The sequence below is a fragment of the Sorangium sp. So ce590 genome, assembly GCF_051521365.1.
Lineage (GTDB): Bacteria > Myxococcota_A > Polyangia > Polyangiales > Polyangiaceae > Sorangium.
The window spans coordinates 5867413-5890070 of the sequence record NZ_CP150346.1; the positions used below are offsets into that span (position 1 = coordinate 5867413).

Consider the following 22658-nt stretch of genomic DNA (forward strand, 5'->3'; position numbering starts at 1 on the left):
ACGTTTCGTGTCCAGACACGCGCGATGCAGCAAGCCGTCGAGGCGCGACGCGCCCCGAGGCGCCAAATGGCCGTGAAGAGGGCCATTGCGCGGCGTCACGGCGCCGCGTCCGGAGTATCATGAGGCTTCTGCGAGCGATGACGGAGTACTCGGAAGGGCAGGAGCGATGGTCGGCGGTCCCTTGATCGAGCGCGGCGCCACGATTGGCGAGTACACGATCGACGAGCCGCTCGGCGAGGGCGGATTCGGCGCCGTGTTCCGCGGCCACGACGAGTCCGGGAACGACGCCGCCATCAAGATCTTCAAGGAAGTGAGCGCCCAGAACGTCGGGCAGCTCTTCGCCCAGCAGAACGAGATCGAGGCGCTGCTCCGGCTGCGTCATCCGTCGCTCGTGAAGCTCTCCTCGTACGGCGTCCTGGACGGCGTCGGCCTCTATCTCGCGATGGAGCTCGTGCGGGGCGAGACGCTCGACCGGTACCTCACGCGGATGGGCTCGCTCGATACGATCGAGGCCCTGCGCATCGCGCGCCGCGTGGCCGAGGCGCTCGCCCACTGCCACGCGCTCAACGTGCTGCACCTCGACCTCAAGCCGAGCAACATCGTCCTCACCGATCCGTACGAGCCCCGGCTCAAGATCCTCGACTTCGGTCTGGCCACGCTCACGGTGAGCTTTCAGCCCGAGCACGTCCGCGTCAACGCGGGCACCATCGCCTACCTCGCGCCCGAGTGCCTGAAGCGGGGCGCGCTCGCTCGCCCGAGCCCCCGCATGGACCTCTACGCGGTCGGCGTCATGCTCTACGAGCTGCTCGCCGGCCGCCTCCCGTTCGCGGACGGCACCGTCGACAGCGTCATCAACCAGAAGGTCTACGGCACCCTCGTGCCGCTCGCCCACGTCGCCCCGGAGACGCCGGCACCCGTCGTCGCGCTGGTCGAGGAGCTCATGCACCGCGACCCCGCGCGGCGCTCCTCGAGCGCGGCCCGGCTCTGCGCGCGGCTCAAGGAGCTCTACTACGTCACGCTCCACGGCACCTCGCAGCCCCCGGCCCCCGAGGCGGCCGAGCGCGAGCGCGACGCCGCCGCGCCCGACGCCCTCGACGACGCGCCGTTCATCGGCCGCGAGCTGGAGCTCGGCCGGCTCACGGAGCTCCTCCAGAGCGCGGTGCTCGGCGAGCCGCGGCCGGCCGTGGTGGTCGGCGACACGGGCGTCGGCAAGAGCCGCCTCGTCACCGAGCTGCTCCGGAGCGCCGAGCAGACGGGCACGGCCATCGTCGCGTACGGCAGGTGCCGCGAGCTCTCCGGGCTCGTCCCCTACTCCGCGATCCGCGAGGCGCTGACGCAGATCGCGCTCTGGCTGGAGCGGCACACCGACAGCCGCGCGGCGCGCATCCGCCGCCTGGTCAGCCTCGTGGTCGCCGACGACGCCGCCCTGCTCCAGGGGCTCGTCCCCGAGCTCATCCGCGCGGTCGGGCTCGCCGACGCGGGCGGCGCCATCGGCCCGGGCGGCACGCGCTGGATCGCCGATCTCCTCCTGCGGCTGCTCGGCGCGATCTCCGAGGAGATCCCCGTCATCCTCGCGATCGAGGACGTCCACTGGGCCGACGAGGCGACGCAGGACGTCCTCCTGCGGATCTCGGACCACCTCGCCGAGATGCCGGTCCTGCTGCTCGGCACGGCCCGGCCGCCGTTCCCGGGCGCGCGCAGCGTGGCCGGCTCGACGCTGCCCCCGCCGGCCTCGGCCGGGGTGCGCGGCTCGCCCGGCTCGTCGCCGATGACCCCGCGCACGGCGGGGTGGCTCGCGTGGAAGAACGTCGAGCGCCTCGACCTCGGCCCGCTCCCGCCCGAGGCGAACCGGGCGCTGCTCTCCGCGCTCGGCCGCGGCGCGGGCGACGACCTCGTGCAGGAGCTCGTCCGCCGCGTCCCGCTGCTCGCCGCCGGCAACCCGCTCTTCAACATCCAGGTCGTCCGCAACATGGAGACCGAGGGCTTCCTGCAGCGCGGCCGGAGCGGCGCGCTCGAGCTCTCCCGCGCCGACGCGCACTACCGCGCCCCCGCCTCGGTCTCGGACGTGCTCTCCCGCAGCATCGAGGCGCTCGACCCCACCACGGTCCAGGTCCTCGGCGTCGCCGCGCTCATCGGCCGCCAGTTCCTGCGCGACGACCTCGTCGAGCTCGGCCTCTTCGACCCGGCGCAGGTCGACAGCGCCCTGCGCGACGCCGCCGCGCACTACGTCTGCCTGAGCGAGGACGGGCGCCTCACGTCGTTCTCGCACGACGTGGCGCGCGAGCAGCTCTCCGCCCGCGTGCCGCCCGAGGAGCGCGGCGAGGTCCACCGGCGCATCGCGCGGCGCATCGCGCTGCGCGGCGGCGATCCGGGGACGCTCGCGCACCACGTCGAGCGCGCCGGCGAGCTCGATCGCGCGGCGGAGACCTACCTGCTCGCGGCGGTCGAGGCCGACCGCCTCCAGGACCCGCACGGCGCGAGCCGGCGGCTCAAGCAGGCGCTCGCGCTGCTCGAGCGGCTGCCGCTCGACCCCGCGCGGATCGATCTCCGGGCCCGCTGCGCCCACGAGCTCGCGCGCGTCGCGTGCCTGCTCGGCAGCACGGCGGAGCCGCTCGATCTGCTCCGCCGCACGCAGGGCGCGCTCCCGGAGACGCCGCTCGTCACCGCGGCCCTCTCCAGCGCCCTGTCGCGCGTGCACTACGTGCGCGGCGAGTTCGCCGACGCCGTGGCGCACAGCCGCAAGGCGCTCCAGGCCGTCGGCGCGAGCCCCGAGCTCCGCCCGTACCAGTGCCTGCCCGCGAACATCCTCGGGCGCGCGCTGTGCGCGGCCGGCAAGGTGGGCCCGGCGACCGAGCCGCTCCGCCGCGGCTGCGAGCTCGCGGAGGCGGCGGGCGAGTACATCGAGCTGTGCCACTCGCGCGGCATCCTCTGCGTCGCGCTGAGCCAGGCGGGCTTCTACGCCGAGGCCGAGCAGAGCGCCGCCGACGCCGCGCGCCTCGCCGAGCGCCTGCGCGACCCGGTGCGGCTGCTCGGCACGTGGTTCTACTACGCGGTGCTCGCCGAGGGCCGGTTCGACTGGGATCTCGGCGTCCGGTCGACCGCGCAGCTCCTCTCGTACGCCGAGGAGCACGGCCTGAGCGGGCTCTACCTGTACGTCGGCACGATGTACGCGGGCCGGCATCAGTTCCACGTCGGCCACCTCGCGCGGGCACGCGTGCTGCTCGCCAACGCGTGCAACCTCAGCGGCGTGCTGGGCATCGGCATGGGGCGCGGCTGGGCCGAGGGGTACCTCGGCGACGTGCTCTTCGTGCAGGGCCAGCTCCCGGAGGCGCTCGCCGCCTACGAGCGGGCGGTCGAGATCGGCTCGGCGGGGACGGGCGACGCGTACGCCGTGGGGCTCGGCCGGGTCGGCCGGATGCACGCGCGCGCGCTCCTGGGCCGCGACGTCGGCGAGCTCAGGGCGTACGGCCGGGAGACGCTCGATCTCATCCGCGCCTCGGGCAACCGGACGCAGCTCGTCACGGCGCTCGAGCGCTTCGCCGAGGCGTTCGACGCGCTGGGCGACGAGCAGGAGGCGCGCGACATCCGCGCCGAGCGCGAGGTGCTCGTCGAGGAGCTCGGCCTCACGGAGCCGACGTTCTGGCCGCGGCCCCCGGTCGAGGCGGCGTTCCAGGGCCTCCCGCGGGCGTACTGGGCCGAGCTGCCGCGTGAGATCCGGTCGGCCGGCCCGAGCAGCATGGGCACGACGCAGATCGTCGGCGCGACGGTGGCGGAGCTCGCGGCGGCGGCGACGATCGCGATCCCGGACGAGGAGATCGGCGTGCCGACGTACGTGGCGATCCCGCGCCTGCGCCACGTGACGCTGCTCGAGACGCTCGCCTCGGTGGAGGGCTTCGTCCCGCGCTTCGACGGGCCGGAGATCCCCCCGGTCGCGAAGTGACGGCGGCGGGGGGCGAGGGCGCTGCCGTGGCGCCGGCCGGTCCTGTGGAGGTCGTGCGCACGGCGCTCGCCCACGCCTGGGCGATGCTGTTCCTCGTCGTCCTGCTCCCTGTCGGCCTGCTCTGCTTCCCCTTCGATCCGCGGCAGCGGATGCACGATCGCCTCTCGGTGGTCTGGGCGCGCGGGGCGCTCTGGCTCGTCGGCGTGCGCGTCGAGGCCGAGGGGGTCCTGCACGCGCGGCCGGGCGAGCGCTACGTGATCGCGGCGAACCACCAGAGCACGCTCGACATCCTCGCGTTGCTCGTGGTGCTGCAGGGGCGCACGCCGTTCCGCTTCCTGGCGAAGCGCGCGCTGTTCCGGGTGCCGGTGCTCGGCTGGGGCATGCGCCTCTACGGCCACACGCCGGTCGACCGGCGCGCCCGGGGCGCCGCGGCGGATCTCGGCGCGGCGCAGCGCAACCTCATGCAGCGGTGGTCGACGGTGTTCTTCCCCGAGGGCACGCGGAGCGCGACGGGCGGCCTCCTGCCTTTCCGGCTGGGCGCCTTCCGGGTCGCCGCGGCCGCGGGCGCGCGCGTCTTGCCGGTGACGCTCGTCGACGCGGGCGCGCTTCAGCCGAAGAGCCGTTACGCCGCCGCGCCCGGCGTCCTGCGGGTCGTCGTGCACCCGCCGCTCGATCCGCCCGGGCGCTCGCTCGAGGAGCTCCGCGCCTCGATGGAGGCGTGCAGGGCCGCCGTGGCCTCGGCGCTGCCGGCGGCGCTCCGCGAGGGGGGGCGAGGCGGGGCGCGGGGAGTCGGGGGAGCCTCACGCCTGAACGGGTGACACCCGGTGACCGGAAAGCGGGCAAGCCGCGCTGATCGCGAGAGGAGAACCCGCTCGCGGCCACCTCGGCGAGCGCCCGGGGTCACGCGCCCCGCGAAAAGTCGCTCTCCACCTGCTGCGCGAGCTCATCGCAGCTCCGGTACGCGTTCCGGTACGGCTCGGCGGACAGGTTCTTCAGGAACCGGAGGACCGACCGCGTCACCGCGTCGATCTCGTCGCGGGGCGCCATCGGGTGAGAGCGCCATTCGTTGAACCGCTCGACCACGTCGCGAGGCTCGACGGGCAGACACCTCGCGACCGGGCTCGGATCGGGATCCGGATAGGAGGCCAGCGTCTCGACCTCCTCCCGCGCCAGATCGAGCGCCCTGCGAGGGTCTGCCTCGCGCAGGAGGAGCGCGTAATCCCGGTACGGCGTGTGGTGCGACGGGGGCAGCTCCAGCGCCTTCTCGTAGTAGAGTCGCGCCGCATCCGGGTTGCCCAGGCGGTCCCGGTACAGGTTCCCGAGCCTGCCATACGCCTCGACCGTCCCCGGATAGAACCTCTTGATATCGTAGTAGTCCCGGTGCGGGGCGTACGAGTTCCTCGGGGAGAAATCGGGCTCGAGCTCCGCGAAGCGCGCGTAGTGGCGCGCGGCCTGCTCATGGGCGCCCCGCCGCTCGTGGAGCTCTCCCAGGTAGAAGTGGTTGACCGCGTAAAGGCGCGGATCGTGGTAGGCGCGCGACACGCCGTCCGGATACCGCTCCTTCAGGGGCACGCGGGGCATGACCGGGACCGCTCCGGCCTGCCCGCGGGTCATGAGCGTCTCCGCCAGGTGAAGGGAGCGGAGGAGATGGCGCTCCGCCTCGTCCGACTCGTGATAATGCCACAGGAACTGGCTGCTGATGACGTAGGCCCCCAGCGGATGGATGGCGTCCTCGTTCATGAAGGGGTCCGAGTGGTCGTAGGGGACCTCGGACTGGAACGAACGCTCGATCTCGTCCCGCCAGCGCTCGAGGTGGCGCAGCGACTCGAGCGCGCTCTCCAGGGACATGTTCAGGCTCCGCTCGGAGTACCACCAGTAGATCCCGTACGGCATCCGGAGAAAGGCGACCGCCTGCCGGAGCGACCCCTGCTCCTCGGCGGACAGCCCTCGCCGCTTCGTCACCTCGTACTCGACGCGATCGAGCCCGGGGTACTTCCAGCGGACCTGCTCCTCTTCTTCGCATTGAAGCTCGGTCTGCAAGAGGTCGATCACGGTGGTGACGTCCACCCGGACCGACTCCTCTTCTTCCCCTTCGAGGGCGGCTTGCAGGACGGGGACGAACCGCGCCCAGCCGGCCCTGTTCTCGTAGGTGCACCAGGCCGCCTGGGCCCTGACCTCGGGGCGGGGAGACCGCAGCGCGCGCTCGTACAGCGCCAGGATCCGGTCGTCGAGCTCGTCGTCATGACGCGCCACCTCCGCGACGAGCTCCAGCGGGACCGGCGTCCGCTCCACCTCGCGGTCGGCCAGGTCGATCAGCTCGTCGAGGGTGTACTGCGGGAGCCTCTCCCGGACGAGCTGCGCGACCGCATCGAGCAACTCCGAGCGCAGGACGCTCGTCTCCAGCCGGTAATACCGGAGCCGCTTCGATGCCACGAGGACGAAGCGGACCCCCTCGGAGGCATACTCGACCGCCGGAGTCCGGTCCGCCGTTCCCTCCTCCTTGCGGGTGACGGTGAAGGCGAGGGAGTGCGTCTCTCCAAGGCTCGTCACGAGCTCCTCCAGCGCGCGGAGGAGCGCCTCCGGGAGCCGCGACGGCTCGTGGGCGCCTCGGAGGACTGTCGTGAACCGGCTCATCCGCGTCCACTCCCGGCGACCCGCCGCCCTCCGTCATCCCCCGGGTCCATGAACCATGGATTCAACCACAGAGGCCCCCGCGGACACAGCGGTTTCTCCTCTGTTTCTCTGTCCCCGAGACCTGCGCCGGGCGCGACGGGCGCGTAGGACATCATGGCGAGCTCGAGCGCACAGGGTCAACGCCGCGGGCGCGCCCCGGGCCGCGTCGACAGGCTCGCCCCACGAAGCGGTTTGCACGAAAAAAGTTGGTGCGAGCGCGTAATGGACAGAAAGGTTAGGTGAGAGCCATGAATTTCACCGAGGTGATGCGCGAGCTCGAGCGGCTCGGCACCGAGCAGAACCGGAAAGTCTACCGGCGCCACGGCGCGACCGATCCGCTCTTCGGCGTGAGCTTCGCCCACATGAACACGCTGGAGAAGCGGATCAAGCGCGATCACGAGCTCGCCGAGGCGCTCTGGGCGACGGGCAACTCCGACGCGCGGACGCTGGCGGCGGCGATCGCCGATCCGGGGCGCTTCACCCGGGACCAGCTCGAGGCGTGGCTCGACGGCCTGCGCTCACCGCTCCTCGTCGACCTCTTCGTGAAGCACATCGCCGCGAAGACGCCGTTCGCCCGCGAGGCGATGGCGCGCTGGACCGCATCGGACGACGAGTGGATCGGCCGGGCGGGCTGGACGCTCCTCGGCGTGCTCGCGACCGGGGACCCGTCGCTGCCCGACAGCCTGTTCGAGGAGCGGCTCTCGGTGCTCGAGGCGTCGATCCACGAGGCCGGGAACCGCGCCCGGGAAGCGATGAACAGCGCGCTCATCAGCATCGGCTCGCGGAGCGAGCCGCTGCGGGGAAAGGCGCTCACGGCGGCGAGGCGCATCGGCAAGGTCGACGTCGATCACGGCGAGACGAGCTGCAAGACGCCGGACGCGACCGCGTACATCCAGAAGGTATGGGCCACCCGGAAGCCGGCCGCCGCGCCTGCGGCCAAGCCGGCCAGGGCCGGCGCCGCCAGGCCGGATGCGGCCAAGCCGGCCAGGGCCGGCGCCGCAAAGCCGGCCAGGGCCGCCTCCGCCACGCCGGACGCCGCAAAGCCGGCCAGGGCCGGCGCCGCAAAGCCGGCCGCCGCCAAGACGGCCAGGAGGGTCAAGGCGCGCGACGGCGCCGACAAGGCCGCCCCCGCCGCGGAGAAACCGAAGCGCGGCGCCTCGCCCCGCGCCGCCCCGCGCCGGGGCTGATCCCGGGACGCGCGCCGCCCCGCGCCGGGTCGCTCACGTCGGGTGCGCCGCCGCGATGGCCTCGTCCGGCGACCCGAGCAGCTCCTTGCGCGTGAGCCGCTCGACGACCTCGCGCGTGAGGATGAGGTGGTCCTCCTCCTCGTGCAGGCGGCGCCGGAGCTCGTCCCTCGCCTCGCCGTCGTCCGCCTCGTCGGCGAGCTCCAGCAGGAGCTCCCAGCCGGCGTTGTCGACGAGCTCCGCGGTGAGCAGCGCATGAAAAAGGTGGGTCGGGTTCTGATCCCCGTCGAGCACCACCTGCTCGATGCCCTGTGACTCGATCGCGATCAGCCGCGACATCTCGGTCTCGGCGTGCGCGTCCCCGCCGAGCGCGCGGATCTGCGCCTCGAGCCACTCCTCGTGCTCCTTCTCCTGATCCCGGTGGGTCTTGAGCTGGCCGAGCAGGTTCAGCAGGCCGGGATCGGCCGTGCGGCCGACCTTCTCCAGGATGGAGTCGTAGAGCTTCACGCTCGCGCGCTCGAACGTCAGCCGCTCGTTGAGCAGGTCAATGGCCTTGTCCTTATTCACCTGTGCAAGCTTGTGCATGGATGCCTCCGGCCGGGGCAGATGCGATTCGCAGGCCGCCGCGCCGCGGCGGGCGCACCGGCCGGGCGCGCGCCGCTCCGAGGTGCTCGCTCAGGTACTCCACGAGGGTGCGGTTCGCGAAATGGCTCCCCACCGGCGACCGGCAGCGGCGCCGCTCGCCCGGGAACACGCCCCTGTCGAACCGCCGCCCGCGGCCATGAGCGCCTCGATCCTGCGGGCCGTGTGCGCGAAGTGCACGTGTTCATCCATGAGCCCGTGCATCAGGCAGCGCTGGAGGGCACGTCGTATCGAGCGCGCTGCCTCTTCGGCGACGATAGGCCCGCGCGTGCGCGCGCGTGGACCCGAGGCCCGTCAGCTCGCGATGCGCCGGAGCACGATGACCGGCCGCCCCGCGTCGCGCGAGCGATCGAGATCCACCTTGCAGTCGAGCATCCAGTCGTTGTGGTCTTCCGGATCGGCGATGATCTGCTGGACCGCCCAGGAGCCGCCGTCCTCGGCGGGGTGGATGATCGTGTTGCTCGGGCTCCGGGCCGCCGGGTCGGTGCGGATCGCGGCGTGCTCCGCGTGATATCCGCGGAGCGCCTCCTCCAGCCGATCGGCGGTCCAGGGCGCCTCCTCGCCCTCGACCATCTCGGCGGCCACCTCGTAGTCGCGGCGGGAAAGCGCGCGCAGGAAGAAAAACAGCTCGTTCCTGACGAGCACCGTGAACTCCTTGGCGTTGCGCGTGACGTCGAACGCGGTCGGCTCGACCGTGCCCGAGGCCCCCGCGCGCGGCTGGTACGTGGGGTCGCGCAGCCGCTCCCACTCGTCGAGCAAGCTCGAGTCCACGCCGCGGATGAGCGCCCGGAAATAGGCGATCATGTCGGTCGTGTCGCTGTCCTTCGCGTAGTCGGGCACCGTCTGGACCAGCGCCTTGTACACCTCGGACACGTACCGGAGGAGCAACCCCTCCGCCCGCTCCAGGTTGTACTCCCGGATGTACTCGCCGAACGACAGGTACTGCTCGTACATCTCGCGCGCCACGCCCTTCGGCCGGATGTTCTCCTGCCCCACCCAGGGGTGCCGCCGCGCATAGTCGTTGAACGTCCCGTAGATGAACTCCCGGTTCGGCTTCGGATAATCGAGCTTGTCGAGCTCCTGCATCCGCTGCTCGTACTCCACCCCCGCCGCCTTGAGCTCCGCGATCTTCTCCGTCTTCAGCCGATCGAGCTGCTTCTGCAGGATGAGCTCGGGGTTCTCCAGGATCGACTCGACGAGCGTGAGCAGATCGAGCGGATACGTGCCGCTCTCGGGATCCAGCTTGTCCACCGTCTCGAGGACATAGAGCGAGAGCGCGTGGTTCAGCGAGAAGTCCTCCTGGAGATCCGCGTTGATGCGGAGGCGCTTGCCAGGCCCGTCCTCCCGGGGGACGAACTCGATGATGCGCGCCTCCACGAGCGAGCGGAAGAGGAGCATCGCTGTCTTGCCGTGCTGCCGCCGGACCGCGGGCCGGTCGTGCGTGCTGCGGATGAGCCGCTTCAGCGCCCGACACCCGCCCTCCTCGCGGCCGAGCACGTTGACCAGCAGGCCGTGCGTGACCTGGAACCGCGACACGAGCGGCTCGGGCGGCGACTGGATCAGCCGCTCGAACGTGGCCCGATCCCAGTGCACATAGCCCTTCTCCGGCGGCTTCTTCTTGACGATCTTCCGCCGCTTCGCCGGGTCGCTCCCCGCCTTCGCCTCGAGCCTCATGTTCTCGATGACGTGCTCCGGCGCCTGCGCCACGACGCTCCCCTGCGTGTCGAACCCCTTCCGGCCAGCCCGGCCGCCGATCTGCTGGAAGTCACGCACGCTCAGGACGGCCGTCTTCTCGCCGTCGAACTTGCAGAGCTTCGTGAACAGCACCGTGCGGATCGGGATGTTGACGCCGACGCCGAGCGTGTCCGTGCCCGAGATGATCTTGAGATGCCCCTGCTGCGCCAGCTTCTCGACCAGGAGCCGGTACTTCGGCAAGAGCCCCGCGTGGTGGAGCCCGATGCCGTGCCTGACGAAGCGCTGCACCTCGCGGCCATAAGGGCTCGAGAACTTCACCCCGGCGAGGGCGGCGGTGATCGCCCGCTTCTCCTCCTTGGTGCAGTAGTCCTGGCTCATCAGGTTCTGCGCCTCCTCGGCGCAGGCACGCTGGGTGAAGCTCACGATGTAGATCGGCGCCTTGCCGTTCTTGACGAGGTTCGCCACCGTCTCGTGGAGCGGCGTCTCGCGGTACTCGTAGTCGAGCGGGACCGGGCGCACGGTCGACTTGACGACGGCGGTCTGCTCGCCGGTCAGCCGCGTGATCTCCTCCTGGAAGAACTCGGTGCCTCCCAGCGTGGCGCTCATGAGCAAGTACCTCGCCTGAGGCAGCGTGAGCAGCGGGATCTGCCAGGCCGCCCCGCGATCGCGATCCGAGTAGTAGTGGAACTCGTCCATGATCACGTAGTCGCAGAGCGCCTTCTCCCCCTCGCGGAGCGCGATGTTCGCGAGGATCTCCGCGGTGCAGCAGATGATGGGCGCGTCGCGGTTCACCGACGCGTCGCCGGTCAACATACCCACGTTCTCGGGGCCGAAGTCGTTGCAGAGCGAGAAGAACTTCTCGCTGACGAGCGCCTTGATCGGGCACGTGTAGTACGACTTCATGCCCTCGGCCATGGCCTTGAAGTGCATCGCGGCCGCGACGAGCGACTTGCCCGAGCCGGTCGGGGTGTTGAGGATGACGTTCTTGCCGCCGAAGATCTCGAGGATGGCCTCCTCCTGCGCCGGGTAGAGCTCGAGTCCCCGCTCGGCCACATAGTCGAGGAAGCCGTTCAGGAGATCGTCGGCCACGAAGTCGTGGGACGACGGCGGGAGGCGGGCGCGGAGCGGAGCAGCGGATTGATCCATGGCGGCTGGGACGCCCATCGAGAGGGGCGCACCCTGCAGAAGCCTGGTTCCAGGGAAAAATGCAAGCAAACTCCTCCATGTCCCGGTCGGATCACCGAGCTCCACGCGAGCTCTGGACAGAACGTACTCCGGGGACAGCCCCGGTGAGCCGAGGGCGTGGGCTCGATCCGGCTGCCATGCTGCCGCGCCCCGGCGTGTTCGTGATAGCGTGACCGGACGAAACGGGGGAGCCGCGCGCACGTCCGGGGGACAGGTCGAGCGCGTCGGTGGCCGGAAGACCGGAAGAGTAGACAGACAGCAATGGGGGAGAGCACCGGACATCCAGCCTGGGCGATGCGAGGTCCGGGCAGGGGGAGCGTGCAGGTCGACGCGCCGAGCGGGCGGCTCCTGCGCATCAGCAGCTCGCTCTGCCAGCTGCTGGGCTGCGCTGAGCGGGAGTTGCTCGAGAAGAAGCTGCTCGACCTGGCCCTGCCGGAGGACCGGGCAGGCGCGCAGGCGGCGTGGCGCTCGCTGCTCGACGCCGACGCGGAGGAGCTCACGTTCGAGATGCGCTGCCGCTGCAAGGACGGCGGCGTCCGCTCGCTCCAGATGACTGGCGTCTTCGTCCGCGACGCCCGGGGCCGACCGTATCGCGCGGTGGTGTTCGTCGAGGACGTGACCGACCGGAGGCGCGCAGAGGAGCGGGCGCTCGCGGCGGAGCAGGCGCTGGGGGAGGGTGAGGGCAGGCTGCGGAAGCTCTTCTACAGCAACATGGCCCCGATGGCCTTCTGGATGCCTGACGGGCGGATCGTCGAGGCGAACGACGCGTATCTGCGGCTCGTGGGCCACCCGCGGGAGGATCTCGCGGCCGGCCTGGTCCGCTGGGATCCCGACCTGCCGCCGGAGGAGCGCCCCGCCGACGACCGTGCCCGGGCGGAGCTCCTGGCGAGCGGGTGGACGTTCACACCGTTCGAGACGACGCATGTGCGGCCCGATGGCACGCAGATAAGGATGCTCGTGAGCGGCTGTCTGCTGCCCCGGGTCGAGCGGTGTATACGGGCAGGCGAGCCGTTCGAGGAAGAGCTCTGTTATCTCGGCGCGGACGGCACGGTCCACCCCATCCTCAACCGGGGGGTCCCGATCCGCGACGAGCGGGGCGAGATCACCTCCTGGGTCGGCCTCTGTCTGGACATCGGCCGGCTCAAGCGCACGGAAGAGGCGCTGCGCGAGAGCGAGCGCCGGCTCCGCGCGGCGCTCGACGACGCGCGGCGGGTCATCGCGGAGCGCGAGCGCCTGGAGGACGAGCTCCGCCGGCGCGAGCGGCAGCTCACGTCGCTGATGGCGAACTCGCCCGACGTGATCTTCCGGCTCGACCCGGAGATGCGGTGCACGTTCGTGACGGCCTCGATCGAGGCGATGACCGGGCTCCCGCCCGAGCACTTCCTCGGCAAACACGGCTCCGAGACCTGGCTCCCGAGGGAGATGTGCGAGGCCAGCGACGCCGCCTGCGGCGAGGCGGCGAGGACGGGCAAGCAGCAACGGATCGAGTTCAGCCTGGGCGAGCGGAGGTGCCGGACGCGCTTCATCCCCGAGCTCGGGCCCGACGGGGCGGTGGAGTCGTTCATGGGGATCACCGAGGACGTCACCGCGGCGTGGCAAGCCGAAGGGGAGCGCCAGAAGCTGCTCGAGAGCGAGCGCGCCGCCCGCGACGAGGCGGAGCGCGTGAGCCGGGTCAAGGACGACTTCGTCGCGACGCTCTCGCACGAGCTGCGCTCGCCGATCAACGCCATCCTGGGCTGGGCGCGCATCCTGCGGAGCCGGGCGCCGGAGCCGCAGGCGCTCGCGCGGGGGCTCGAGGTCATCGAGCGCAACGCGCGGCTCCAGGCCGACATGGTCTCCGAGCTGCTCGACATGAGCCGGATCGTGTCGGGGAAGCTGCGGCTCGACGTCCAGCCGGTCGATCTGCCGGGGGTCCTCCAGAGCGCGCTCGAGGCGATCAAGCTCGCGGCCGAGGCCAAGGGGATCGCGATCCACGCGAGCGTCGATCCCGAGGCGAGCTCGCTCCGGGGGGACCCTGCGCGGATCCACCAGGTCGCCTGGAACCTCCTGTCGAACGCCGTGAAGTTCACGCCGGCGGGCGGGCGGATCGACGTCGCGCTGCGGCGCGCTGGCGCGCACGCCGAGCTGTCGGTGACCGACACCGGCCCGGGCATCGCCCCGCAGTTCCTGCCGCACCTGTTCGAGCGCTTCCGGCAGGCGGACGCGTCCTCGACGAGGCAGCACGGCGGGCTCGGCATCGGGCTCTCGATCGTGAAGCACCTTGTCGAGCTGCACGGCGGCGCGGTGGGGGTCGCGAGCCCGGGCGAGGGCCGGGGCGCGACGTTCACGGTGAGGCTGCCGCTCGCCGGCGTCTCGCAGCGGGCGCCCGGCGCGGCGCAGCGGCCCACCTCGGCGCGCGCCGAGGCGCTGGCCGACTACCCGGCGGCCGATCTCACCGGCGTGCGGGTGCTGGTGGTCGACGACCAGCCGGACGCGCGCGAGGTCGCCCAGCGCGTGCTGGAGGACTGCGCGGCGAGCGTCACGACGGCGGGGTCGGCCGCCGAGGCGATGGCGGCGCTGGAGCGGGAGCGGCCCGACGTGCTCGTCAGCGACCTCGGGATGCCGGGCGAGGACGGCTTCCAGCTCATCCGCCGGATGCGGGGCCTCGGCGCGGCGCGCGGGGGCGCGACGCCGGCGGTCGCGCTGAGCGCGCTGGCGCGGGCCGAGGACCGGGCGCGGGCGCTCGGCGCGGGGTACCAGGCGCACGTCGCGAAGCCGCTGGATCCGGCGGAGCTCGTGGGGGTGGTCGCGGCGCTCGTCAGGGAGCGGGCGGCGAGCTGAGAGGCGGTTGTTCCCGGGGAGCTCTTTGGATAGGTAGAGGCGTTCACGGCATCATCCCGGGGGCGATCGCGAGCAGACCATGGTCCAGCAGATTTCGGTGAAAGAGCTCTTTCTGAAGCTGAAGGCGAGGGAGCCCGTGGTCCTCCTCGACGTGCGCACGCCCGGCGAGCACGAGATCGCCGCGCTGCCGGACAGCACGCTGATCCCGCTGAACGAGCTCGCCGAGCGCGCGGACGAGGTCGCGCCCGCCGAGGGCGCGCTGGTCGTCGCGTACTGCCACCACGGCGTCCGGAGCCTCTCGGCCGCCGCGATCCTCGAGAAGCTCGGCCACGAGCGCGTCGCCTCGCTCCAGGGCGGCATCGACGCGTGGTCGATCCACATCGACGAGAGCATTCCGCGGTACTGACGCGGGGCGCGGGCGCGGCGGCGCGCTCGCGGGCGGGTCTAGTTGAGGGCGGCGGCGCCGAGCCGGAAGTAGAGCTTCCGGCGCGCGCCGCACGCGCTGCAGGCCACCTGCGCGACGCGGAGGCGGACGCCGTCGAGCGTCTCGGCCGTGTGGTCCTCCATGCGGAGGGCGCCGCGGCAGCGCGGGCACGGGATCGACCGCGCGGCCACCTCGACCTGCGAGGCCGCGTCGAGCGCGATGGCGCGCCCGGGGGAGTGGCCCGGCTCGAGCAGCGCGAGCCGCTCGATGTCGCGGGTGAGCTTCGCCGACGTGCGATCGATTTCGCGCCGGGCGGCGCGGGCCGAGAGCTTCTTCTTCGCCATGGGTCTCCCTTTTGTGCTCGGGGTCTGGCCGCTTGGCTACCTGTCGAGCGTGAGGTCCGAGGGAGCCGACCTCTTCGGCGGGTTCGCGGCGCTCTGGGCCGGGCGCACCGGGGGGCGCCTCCCCAGGTCCCGATGGATGATGTCTCGCGCGTGCGCCTCGGCGACGGCCTCGCAGCCCTGGATCACGTAATCGACCGCCTCGGACACGGGCAAGGGGCCGCGCGAGTCGAGCTCCTGCTGGAGATCGCGGCCGCGCAGGTACTCCATGACGAGGTAGGGGATGCCGAGCTCGGCCGTGCCGACGTCGATGACGCGGGCGACGTGCTCGCTCCGGATCGCCGCCGCGGCGCGCGCCTCGCGCAGAAAGCGGGCGCTGGCGCCGGGCAGCGTCATCGTGCGGGGGAGGAGGAACTTGACGGCCACGCGCTGGCGCAGCGAGATGTGCTCCGCGGCGAAGATGGCGCCCATGGCGCCTCGGCCGAGGCTGCGCTCGAGGCGGTATTTCTGCGCGAAGACCTCGCCTATCGCTGGGATGCCCGCCGTTGACGCGGGGGCATCCGGCTTCGATGGCCCGACCTCCATCGGCACACTATAGCCGCGCTCACACCTTTTTTGGCACGAAGATGCGGGGCGTCGGCGGCGGATGCGGCGAAACGCGGGGGTAACGGAACGCGGTCGCCGCCGATGATCAGCATGGGGACGCGGGACGCCTCCGACCCCGCGAGGAGCGCGCGTACCGCGCCCTCGAGCTCCGCCAGCGAGCGCAACTCAGACACCAAGGCGCTCCGCGAGCAGGGTCCAGCGCCGGCGCACCTGTTCCACGTCTTTGTCCGCGTCGGTCGAGCTATCCAGTCCCCGGGCCACGCCCATGAGCATGGCGAGGTCGCGGAACTTCTCGGCCGGAGACATCGCCGCGAGCTCTGCCTGCTCGACCTCCACGCCCCTCTCCCAGCGCTTCTTGTAGGCCCGGATGTCGTCCGCGTTCATGCGTTGATCCTACCACCTGAGACACGCTCGACGTCCGATCGTCGATTTCTCTCCAGATTCGCTCGCCGCGCGCAGGCTCCGCCCGCACGGGACGCGCGCCCTCTCGGCGATCGGCCGCGCTGTGCGGGCCGCGGAGCCGAGGGCGCCACCATGCTTCAGCGCGACGATGGGATCGACCTCGTGCGCCGCCAGGGTCCCGTGCCGAACGGGGCAAGGTCCCGCGACAGCTCCGCAACGCTCTGGATGCGCAGCTCCGGCTCCTTCTCCAGACACCGCAGGATGATGTACTCGAGCCGGGCCAGCAGGTCGCTCCGGTGCACCCGCGGCGGCGTGGGGCCTGGCTGATGATGGCGACGTAGAGCGCCGAGATCTTCGATGTGGCGAGGGGAAAACGGGCGGTCAGGAACTGGTAGAGGATGACCCTGAGCGATCAGATATCGGCGCGCGCATCGACGTGCTTCGAGCAGCGCACCTGCTCGGGCGACATGTAGGAGGGAGAGCCGAGCATCATCTCCGACGCCATGAGCTTGCCGTCCTCCTCGGCGGCGGCGTCGGCCGCCTTGGAGAGGCCGAAATCGAGCACCTTGACGAGGGGCACGCCAGTCGCGCTGGCCGTGAGGAAGAGGTTCCCCGGCTTCAGATCGCGGTGGATGATGCCGCGCGCGTGCGCCTCCGCCACGGCCTCGCAGGCCTGGATCACGTGGTCTACCGCTTCGGACACGGGGAGCGGGCCGCGCGTGTCGAGCTCCTGCTGGAGATCGCGGCCGCGCAGGTACTCCATCACGAGGTAGGGGACGCCGAGCTCCGCCGTGCCGACGTCGATGACGCGGGCGACGTGCTCGCTCCGGATCGCCGCCGCCGCGCGGGCCTCGCGCAGGCAAGGCGCGCTCGCGCCGGGCAGCTCCATCGCCCGGGGGAGGAGGAACTTGACCGCGACGCGCTGCCGCAACGAGATGTGCTCCGCGGCGAAGATGGCGCCCATGGATCCCCGGCCGAGGCTGCGATCGAGGCAGTATTTCTGCGCGAAGACCTCGCCGATCCCTGGAATGCCCGCGGTTGAGGCGGGGCATCCGGCTTCAATGGGCCGACCTCCATCAACCAACTATGACCGCAACGCCGTCAATTTTTGACGCGAAGATGGGGCCGCAGGGCCGGAGGTACGGCGGGTGGAGGGCGCGACGCGGGAGTGGGAGACTTGCGCACCTTTTGCCGGAGGCCGTTGCCGTGTTTCCGACGAGGGGAGGGCGAGCGGCCGTCGCGCAGATCTCAACGCCGTTGCTTGATTGGACGAGCTCCCTGCGCAGCCCTCCCGCATGGGCGCTGCACGGGATCTCCGCCCCCCTGACGACGTCTAATGACGCTGCCGGAGGCCGCGCCCGTTGGCCGGTCACGGCGCCGCGATGGGCGCGTTCATCGGCGCAGCAACCGTGAAGCGCCGGGCCGCGTCCCGGATCAGGTCAGGGACGCCTCCGCCGACGATGGGCGAGACGCCGTCGGGGTCGACGTTCTGGTGCACGAGCCCGATCTCGTCGTCGCCGGCGCCCAGCTCGATGTTCTCGATGCGGCTCCCTTCGCCGACGTCGCCATCGATCAGCATGCCCAGCCGTGCGTTGCCGACAAGCTTTAGGTTGGAGATCTCGGCCCGGGCGCCGTTCTGCCATACAATGCCGTCGCCGATGGTATCCCTGGCCCCCCCGACGATGGCCATCGTCGCGAGCTGCGTGTTCTGGACCTCCGTCCAGTTGATAATGATCCCGCCCGTCGTTTCGCCGCTCATGCCGATCCCGACGCCCCGGCTATCGTGGACGCGGCAGCGCTGGACCGTGACCTGGTGGACGCCAGTGGCCGAAAGATTCTGCATCCACAGGCCGACCGCGTGCCCCACGAGCTCGACGTTTTGCGCCTCGCTGCCGCCGAGTGTGGCGCTCGCCCCGTCAATGAGCACGCCGTACGACTTGTCGAACGGCGTCGTATCGCGGACGCGCAGCGACGGCGCAGTGAGCGAGGTGCACCCGAACGCTGCCAGCCCACCCGGCACCTCGATGGAATCAGGGTTGCTGGGATCCACGATATCGACCTCCGACAACATGGCGGCGACGCCGACGAGCGAGACCCCGACGGTCCCGTTCTCCCGGAACCGGGTGTTGTTGACTTTCACCTCCGGCGATGCCGCGCAATCGCAGCCATTTGCGCACTGCGCCCACAGCCCGGGGCCGCCCGATGGGCCCACGAGGGAGGTCCTCAACGTCACCGCCCCAGGATCGAACGCCCGGATCCCGTGGCCCTGCGACGCTTCGATCTCCGATGCCCGGATCTCGACGGAGGCGCCGGCGCCGACCCGAATCCCGTCGGCGAAGCCGCCGGCGACCACCTTGACCGAGTCGACGAGCACCCCGACCGCTCCGTCGGCCACCACGATGCCTCCCGGGCCGACGCTGACGCCGCGCACACGCGCGCCCGATCCGGGGCCGACCGTAACGCCTGCGACGTGGACCAGGGCGGCCCCCCTTCCCAGCAGGCTAACGCCGCGGGGCAAGGTGATGTCGCCATAGTCGCCGGGCCGCACCGTGATGCAGGCGCGCGGCGGCGCCGCCGCGAGCGCCGCCTGCACTGTGGGGTCGTCGCCGGCCTCGATGACGGTCGCGCAATCACCCCCGTCGGTGCACGCGTCTCCCTCGCAGATCGGCTCAGGCGAGACCCCAGCACATTCCCCGCCCACCAGGCGGTCCTCCGGGCACTCTCGCGCTCGGAGGATCGGCTCAGACTGATTGCACCGCAGCTGGAGCAAACCCAGCCCGACAAGAAGCACGTGGACGCGACCCGAGTAACCTGTGCTCATCCCGAATCTCCTCCTCTACCGATCAACCGACCGCCGCACGCGTTCGACCATCGTGCCGTCGCGCTCGCGGGGCGTCCAGGCAGGGTTGTTCTCCAAGGCGGGGACGCTACGGCTCGCAGATCTTCTGAACCGAGACGGTACCTGTCGCTCGGAAACACGGGAAGCCGCTCTCGCTCTTGCCCACCCAGAAGATCTTGGTTTCGTCGAGCGGCCAGGCGCCGGAGTAAGGGTTCAGCGACAGATCGATGGTCTGCGTCCGCTGTCCGACCGTCGCCGGGGCTGTCGTCTTCACGACGTTCGGCACGACGCTGGGAGAGCACGTGGGCCCCGTCCCCACGTAGACCGTCAGCGTCGCGGGCGAGAGCCACGCCGAGTCGTCCTGCTTGCGCACGAAGAAGCGGATCGTCGTCGGCGAGATCATCGCCGCCGCCAGCTTGAGCGGCATGCTGCCGTCGCCCGCGCAACCGGCAGGGCCGAAGTCGCAGGTGTCGCTGTTCGAGGGATCCGAGCAGCTGCGACCGCGGATCGAGAACTGGCCGTAATCGTCGTCCCCGCAGGTCGCGATGCACGCGCCCCACACGCAGCTCGAGTCGCAGGTCTGCGTCCCGCCGTGGCAGTTCTGGACGTCGCCCGGCGCGCACGCGCCCTCGCCCGAGCACGACGACCAAGCGGACCAGACGCCGCCGTCGCACGTGCGCGTGCGCTCGCCGCAGTTGCCGCAGCTCTCGGCGGCAGGGCCCACGCAGTCGGTGACGCACGCGCCGTCGGCGCATCCGCCGGGGCACGGAACGGGAGCCCCGTAATCCAGGCAAGCGTCGTCGTCGAAGTCGCCGCACTGCTGCAGCGTGCTCGCGTCTACGCACCGGGGCTCCCCGGAGCAGTCGTCCTGGCACGCGACACCTGACCCGCCGCTGCCCGCCGCCGGCCCGTCACTCCCTGGCGCGAAGCCTCCTCCCGCGCTGGCGCTGCCCCCTGCCTCGTCCCAGCTGCTCCAGGGACCTCCCCCGGCGCCGGGTACGTCGTCGGCGCACTGGCACGCCTCGTAGCCGGATCCGTCCGCGGAGCAGACCTGAACACCGTCTCCGCCTCCGGGACAGTAGCAGGCGGTCTGGGCACCCGGCGCGCAGAGCGGCGCGTGCAAGCTGCAGCGCGCGAGGAATAACGAGCCCAGGGCGAGGGACACGGCGGTGAGCGTCACGTGACGGCGATCTCGAATCGAGCGGTCCATCTTGGTCGAGCCTCCTTCCGGCGAACGGACGCGAGCGCGCGGCGCGCGCGTCGACCCATCGGCGCCGAGACCGGCGGGTTGATAGATGGACAGCGCTCCGGCCGGATGTGAGGCGCTCGGAGGACGATCGGGCAGGGGCTCGGGTCAGGGGGGCGTGGGAGCGGGGTCGAGCATCCGCGGCGGCTGCTTTTCGTAGCTCCCGTTATCGCACTTACGCGGTTCGTCCGTGCAGCTGAGGCAGGTCATCGAGGCATTCAGAGGAAAATGATACGATTGTTCTAGGTGCGCCACGGCGTTGAGATCGACACAGTTGCAAAGGATTCGCGTCGAATCGACCCAGACATCCGAGCCGAAGGCGGATACACCAACGCCGTCATTCGCCACGATGCGACAGTCATAGATTCTAGCGCTGGCACGGTTGAACTCCGACACGACGACGATCCCGTCGCCGTAGTCTTTGCTCAGGGGTTCCATTCGTGTCTCTCGCACCGATGATCCCTCAATTACCGCATCTGAACCGATGACCGCGATTCCCACACGCGTGTTTCGCTCGACGGTCGAGCGGAGGATTGTCGCGTCGCCCCTCAATTCAGGCACCGGGCCGTACTGAAGGCCGTACTGAACAACAATTCCGTCTCCTGCCGTGAAGTCCGAGCGAGGCTTTGTGTCGCTCACCACGGTTCCCTCGATCGTCACCTCCGATCCCGCAACGAAGATCCCTGTTTCATGGTTGCGTTCCACGATACAATCGCTAATGGTTGCGTTCGCCCGCTGAGCCGCCTCACCGTCATTTTGCACGGCGATGCCCCGTCCGAGCTTGCCGTCCGGCGCTCGCTGAGTCTCGCGGACGATCGTCCTCTGAACGAGCGCGCTCGACCCATCAATCAGCACGCCTGCATAGGGGTTTCGCTCGATGATCGAAGATATCATCGCAAGCTCGCCGCGCTCGGTGCTCCCCGGCGCGACTTGGACCGCCACACCCACGCCGAACGAGCTACCGACCAGAGGCAGCGTGTCGCGCACGACCGTCGCATCGAGACGGATCGTGGCGCCCATGGCCACGACTCCGGCCGAGTGATTCCATTCTATGACAGAGGAGCTCACACGGACATCCCCGCGTCTCCGCGCCGGCGCGAAGCCGTTACGCACCGAGATCCCGCCACCGCTCTCACGCTCGCCCACCGGCTGCGTGCGGCGCACGATCGTGGCCTCGACGCCGGCGGCCACTCCCATCACAAAGATGCCTTCTTCATGATTATCCTCCACGAGCGAGGATCGAATGGTTCCCACGGTCGGCTCGGCGCTATGCTCGTCGTCGCGGATTGCGATCCCCACACCTGAGAGAGTGCGTTGACCGGGTATGATCTCCTCCACGCTCGGTGCTGGCAGGGTCCCCCGCACGACGGTCGCCTCGACGAGCAACTCCGAGTCGCTGACCGACACGCCGATATCATGGTTACCCTCGATGAGCGAAGAACCGATGTTCGCGGTGGATCGCGCCCGCGGACTACCCATATTCTTGATGATGACCCCTCGGCCCGAGTTCGGCTCTTCGGTTGGGATAGTATCTCGTACGACCGAGGCCAGCAGTTCGAGATCTGATCCCTCGACGAGTACACCCACGCTGCGGGCGCGCTCGACGAGCGACGAGCGAATGTCGACCGTCGAGCGGCTATCGCTCTCACTGTAATACTGAACCGCGACCCCCACGTTCGCCGCATCGCGCACGTTCGTCTGCTCGATCGACGCGCTCGCCCCGAACACCCAGATACCAGCAGAGGAGGTATCCTCGATCAGCGAGCTCCTCACCTTGACCGACGCCGTCCCGAACCATTCAACGATGATTCCGACGTCCTCTGTGTCGTGGACCCACACGCGATCCAGCTCCACATCCTCCGATCCGGACATGATGATGCCGGAATAGCCGCGCAGGGCCAGCCCGTGGACCTCGGTCCGATCGGCTTGCTGCCAAATGTCCACCGCTGGCGTCGGCGCCGGCCCGACTACCTCGACCAGCGCCGGGCACCTGCCCCACAGGCGCACCGGCTTGCCCTGGATGTAGACGCTCTCCTCGTAAATTCCGGCGGCGACGGCCACGATCGCTCCCGGGGCGGCTTCCCTGACGGCGGCGTTGATGGTGGTCCACGGCCTGTCCCGGCTGCCATCGCTGGTGCTCCCCTGGTAGGAGCCATCCACGTACTCGGTGTCCGGCTCCACGGGGATGTCTCCCCATGGCCCGTCACCGCACGGCGCCACCTCGCGGCACGCGGTGTCGCCGGGAACAGCCATCATTCCTTTCGTGCACGGGTCGCGCGGCAGGATCACATTGCAGCCGCTCTCGCCGTCAGGCTCGAAGCCCTGTCCGCAGGCCTCCGGCGGGATCCCCGCAGGCCGGCAGCCGCCAGGCTCGACCATCACCTCTCCGGCTGCACAGCCGTTCTCCTGCATTCCGGCGGGCAGGCAACGGCCGTCCTCGAGCGCGGTCTCCCCCGCCGCGCAGGCCTCGCTATCGCCCTCCTCCGGCATCTTTTCCTCCGCCCCGCACACCTGCCCAGTGCCCCCGTCCGGGGCGACCTCCCCCGCCCCGCCCGCCCCGTCATCGCGCTCTTTCACCGGCGCATCGTCGCCGCAGCCCCACGACACCGTCGCCGCCACGCACAGCGCCATGAACCGCTCCCCTCGCACCATCTTCCGGTC

14 protein-coding genes and 1 pseudogene are annotated in these 22658 nt (G+C 70.8%); 5 read left to right on the forward strand and 10 right to left on the reverse strand.

All coding sequences use genetic code 11. The annotated features are described in order from the left end of the window. Window positions 1-166 precede the first annotated feature (166 nt). Window positions 167-3940: a serine/threonine-protein kinase gene (locus WMF28_RS21800; protein WP_437604187.1), complete on the forward strand. Its 3774-nt coding sequence runs from the start codon at window positions 167-169 to the stop codon at window positions 3938-3940. Beyond that, the gene (locus WMF28_RS21805; protein ID WP_437604188.1) at window positions 3937-4758 is read left to right on the forward strand and encodes a lysophospholipid acyltransferase family protein; all 822 of its coding nucleotides are present in this window, start codon (window positions 3937-3939) and stop codon (window positions 4756-4758) included. The genes WMF28_RS21800 and WMF28_RS21805 overlap by 4 nt, the downstream gene beginning before the upstream one ends. Before the next feature lie 82 nt (window positions 4759-4840). Here the strand turns inward: WMF28_RS21805 and WMF28_RS21810 are convergent, their stop codons facing one another. Continuing rightward, window positions 4841-6574: a hypothetical protein gene (locus WMF28_RS21810; protein ID WP_437604189.1), complete on the reverse strand. Its 1734-nt coding sequence runs from the start codon at window positions 6572-6574 to the stop codon at window positions 4841-4843. A gap of 287 nt (window positions 6575-6861) precedes the next feature. On the opposite strand from WMF28_RS21810, the pseudogene WMF28_RS21815 reads away from it, so the two are divergent. Next, a pseudogene (locus tag WMF28_RS21815) lies at window positions 6862-7512 on the forward strand (DNA alkylation repair protein); the annotation flags it as partial. A 321-nt stretch (window positions 7513-7833) separates the two neighbouring features. Here the strand turns inward: WMF28_RS21815 and WMF28_RS21820 are convergent. Further along, window positions 7834-8382 carry a DUF892 family protein gene (locus WMF28_RS21820; protein WP_437604190.1) on the reverse strand — a complete coding sequence of 183 codons (549 nt, stop codon included), beginning with the start codon at window positions 8380-8382 and terminating at the stop codon, window positions 7834-7836. A 351-nt stretch (window positions 8383-8733) separates the two neighbouring features. Continuing rightward, entirely contained in the window at window positions 8734-11280 is a 2547-nt protein-coding gene (locus WMF28_RS21825; RefSeq protein ID WP_437604191.1) for a DEAD/DEAH box helicase, read from the reverse strand. A gap of 300 nt (window positions 11281-11580) precedes the next feature. Here WMF28_RS21825 and WMF28_RS21830 point away from each other — a divergent pair, with 300 nt between their 5' ends. Next, window positions 11581-14139 (forward strand): PAS domain S-box protein, encoded by a 2559-nt coding sequence (locus tag WMF28_RS21830; RefSeq protein ID WP_437604192.1) that lies wholly within the window; start codon window positions 11581-11583, stop codon window positions 14137-14139. A gap of 79 nt (window positions 14140-14218) precedes the next feature. Next, the gene (locus WMF28_RS21835; protein ID WP_437494623.1) at window positions 14219-14545 is read left to right on the forward strand and encodes a rhodanese-like domain-containing protein; all 327 of its coding nucleotides are present in this window, start codon (window positions 14219-14221) and stop codon (window positions 14543-14545) included. Between the two features lie 38 nt (window positions 14546-14583). On the opposite strand, the gene WMF28_RS21840 is transcribed toward WMF28_RS21835, so the two are convergent. The 7 genes from WMF28_RS21840 to WMF28_RS21870 all read right to left on the reverse strand — a co-directional run bounded on the left by WMF28_RS21840 (window position 14584) and on the right by WMF28_RS21870 (window position 22628). Next, a complete protein-coding gene (locus WMF28_RS21840) occupies window positions 14584-14907 on the reverse strand; it encodes a hypothetical protein (RefSeq protein ID WP_437604193.1) in 324 nt (107 codons plus the stop codon). 36 nt (window positions 14908-14943) lie between these two features. Next, a complete protein-coding gene (locus WMF28_RS21845; RefSeq protein WP_437604194.1) occupies window positions 14944-15489 on the reverse strand; it encodes a protein kinase domain-containing protein in 546 nt (181 codons plus the stop codon). 186 nt (window positions 15490-15675) lie between these two features. Next, a complete protein-coding gene (locus WMF28_RS21850; RefSeq protein WP_437604195.1) occupies window positions 15676-15894 on the reverse strand; it encodes a hypothetical protein in 219 nt (72 codons plus the stop codon). A 430-nt stretch (window positions 15895-16324) separates the two neighbouring features. Beyond that, the gene (locus tag WMF28_RS21855) at window positions 16325-16996 is read right to left on the reverse strand and encodes a serine/threonine-protein kinase (RefSeq protein WP_437604196.1); all 672 of its coding nucleotides are present in this window, start codon (window positions 16994-16996) and stop codon (window positions 16325-16327) included. 285 nt (window positions 16997-17281) lie between these two features. After that, window positions 17282-18505 (reverse strand): hypothetical protein, encoded by a 1224-nt coding sequence (locus WMF28_RS21860; RefSeq protein WP_437604197.1) that lies wholly within the window; start codon window positions 18503-18505, stop codon window positions 17282-17284. A gap of 334 nt (window positions 18506-18839) precedes the next feature. Then, on the reverse strand, window positions 18840-19874 hold the full coding sequence (locus WMF28_RS21865) for a hypothetical protein (protein ID WP_437604198.1): 1035 nt from the start codon (window positions 19872-19874) through the stop codon (window positions 18840-18842). Between the two features lie 231 nt (window positions 19875-20105). Next, window positions 20106-22628, reverse strand: a complete 2523-nt coding sequence (locus WMF28_RS21870) for a right-handed parallel beta-helix repeat-containing protein (protein WP_437604199.1) — start codon at window positions 22626-22628, stop codon at window positions 20106-20108. Window positions 22629-22658 lie beyond the last annotated feature (30 nt).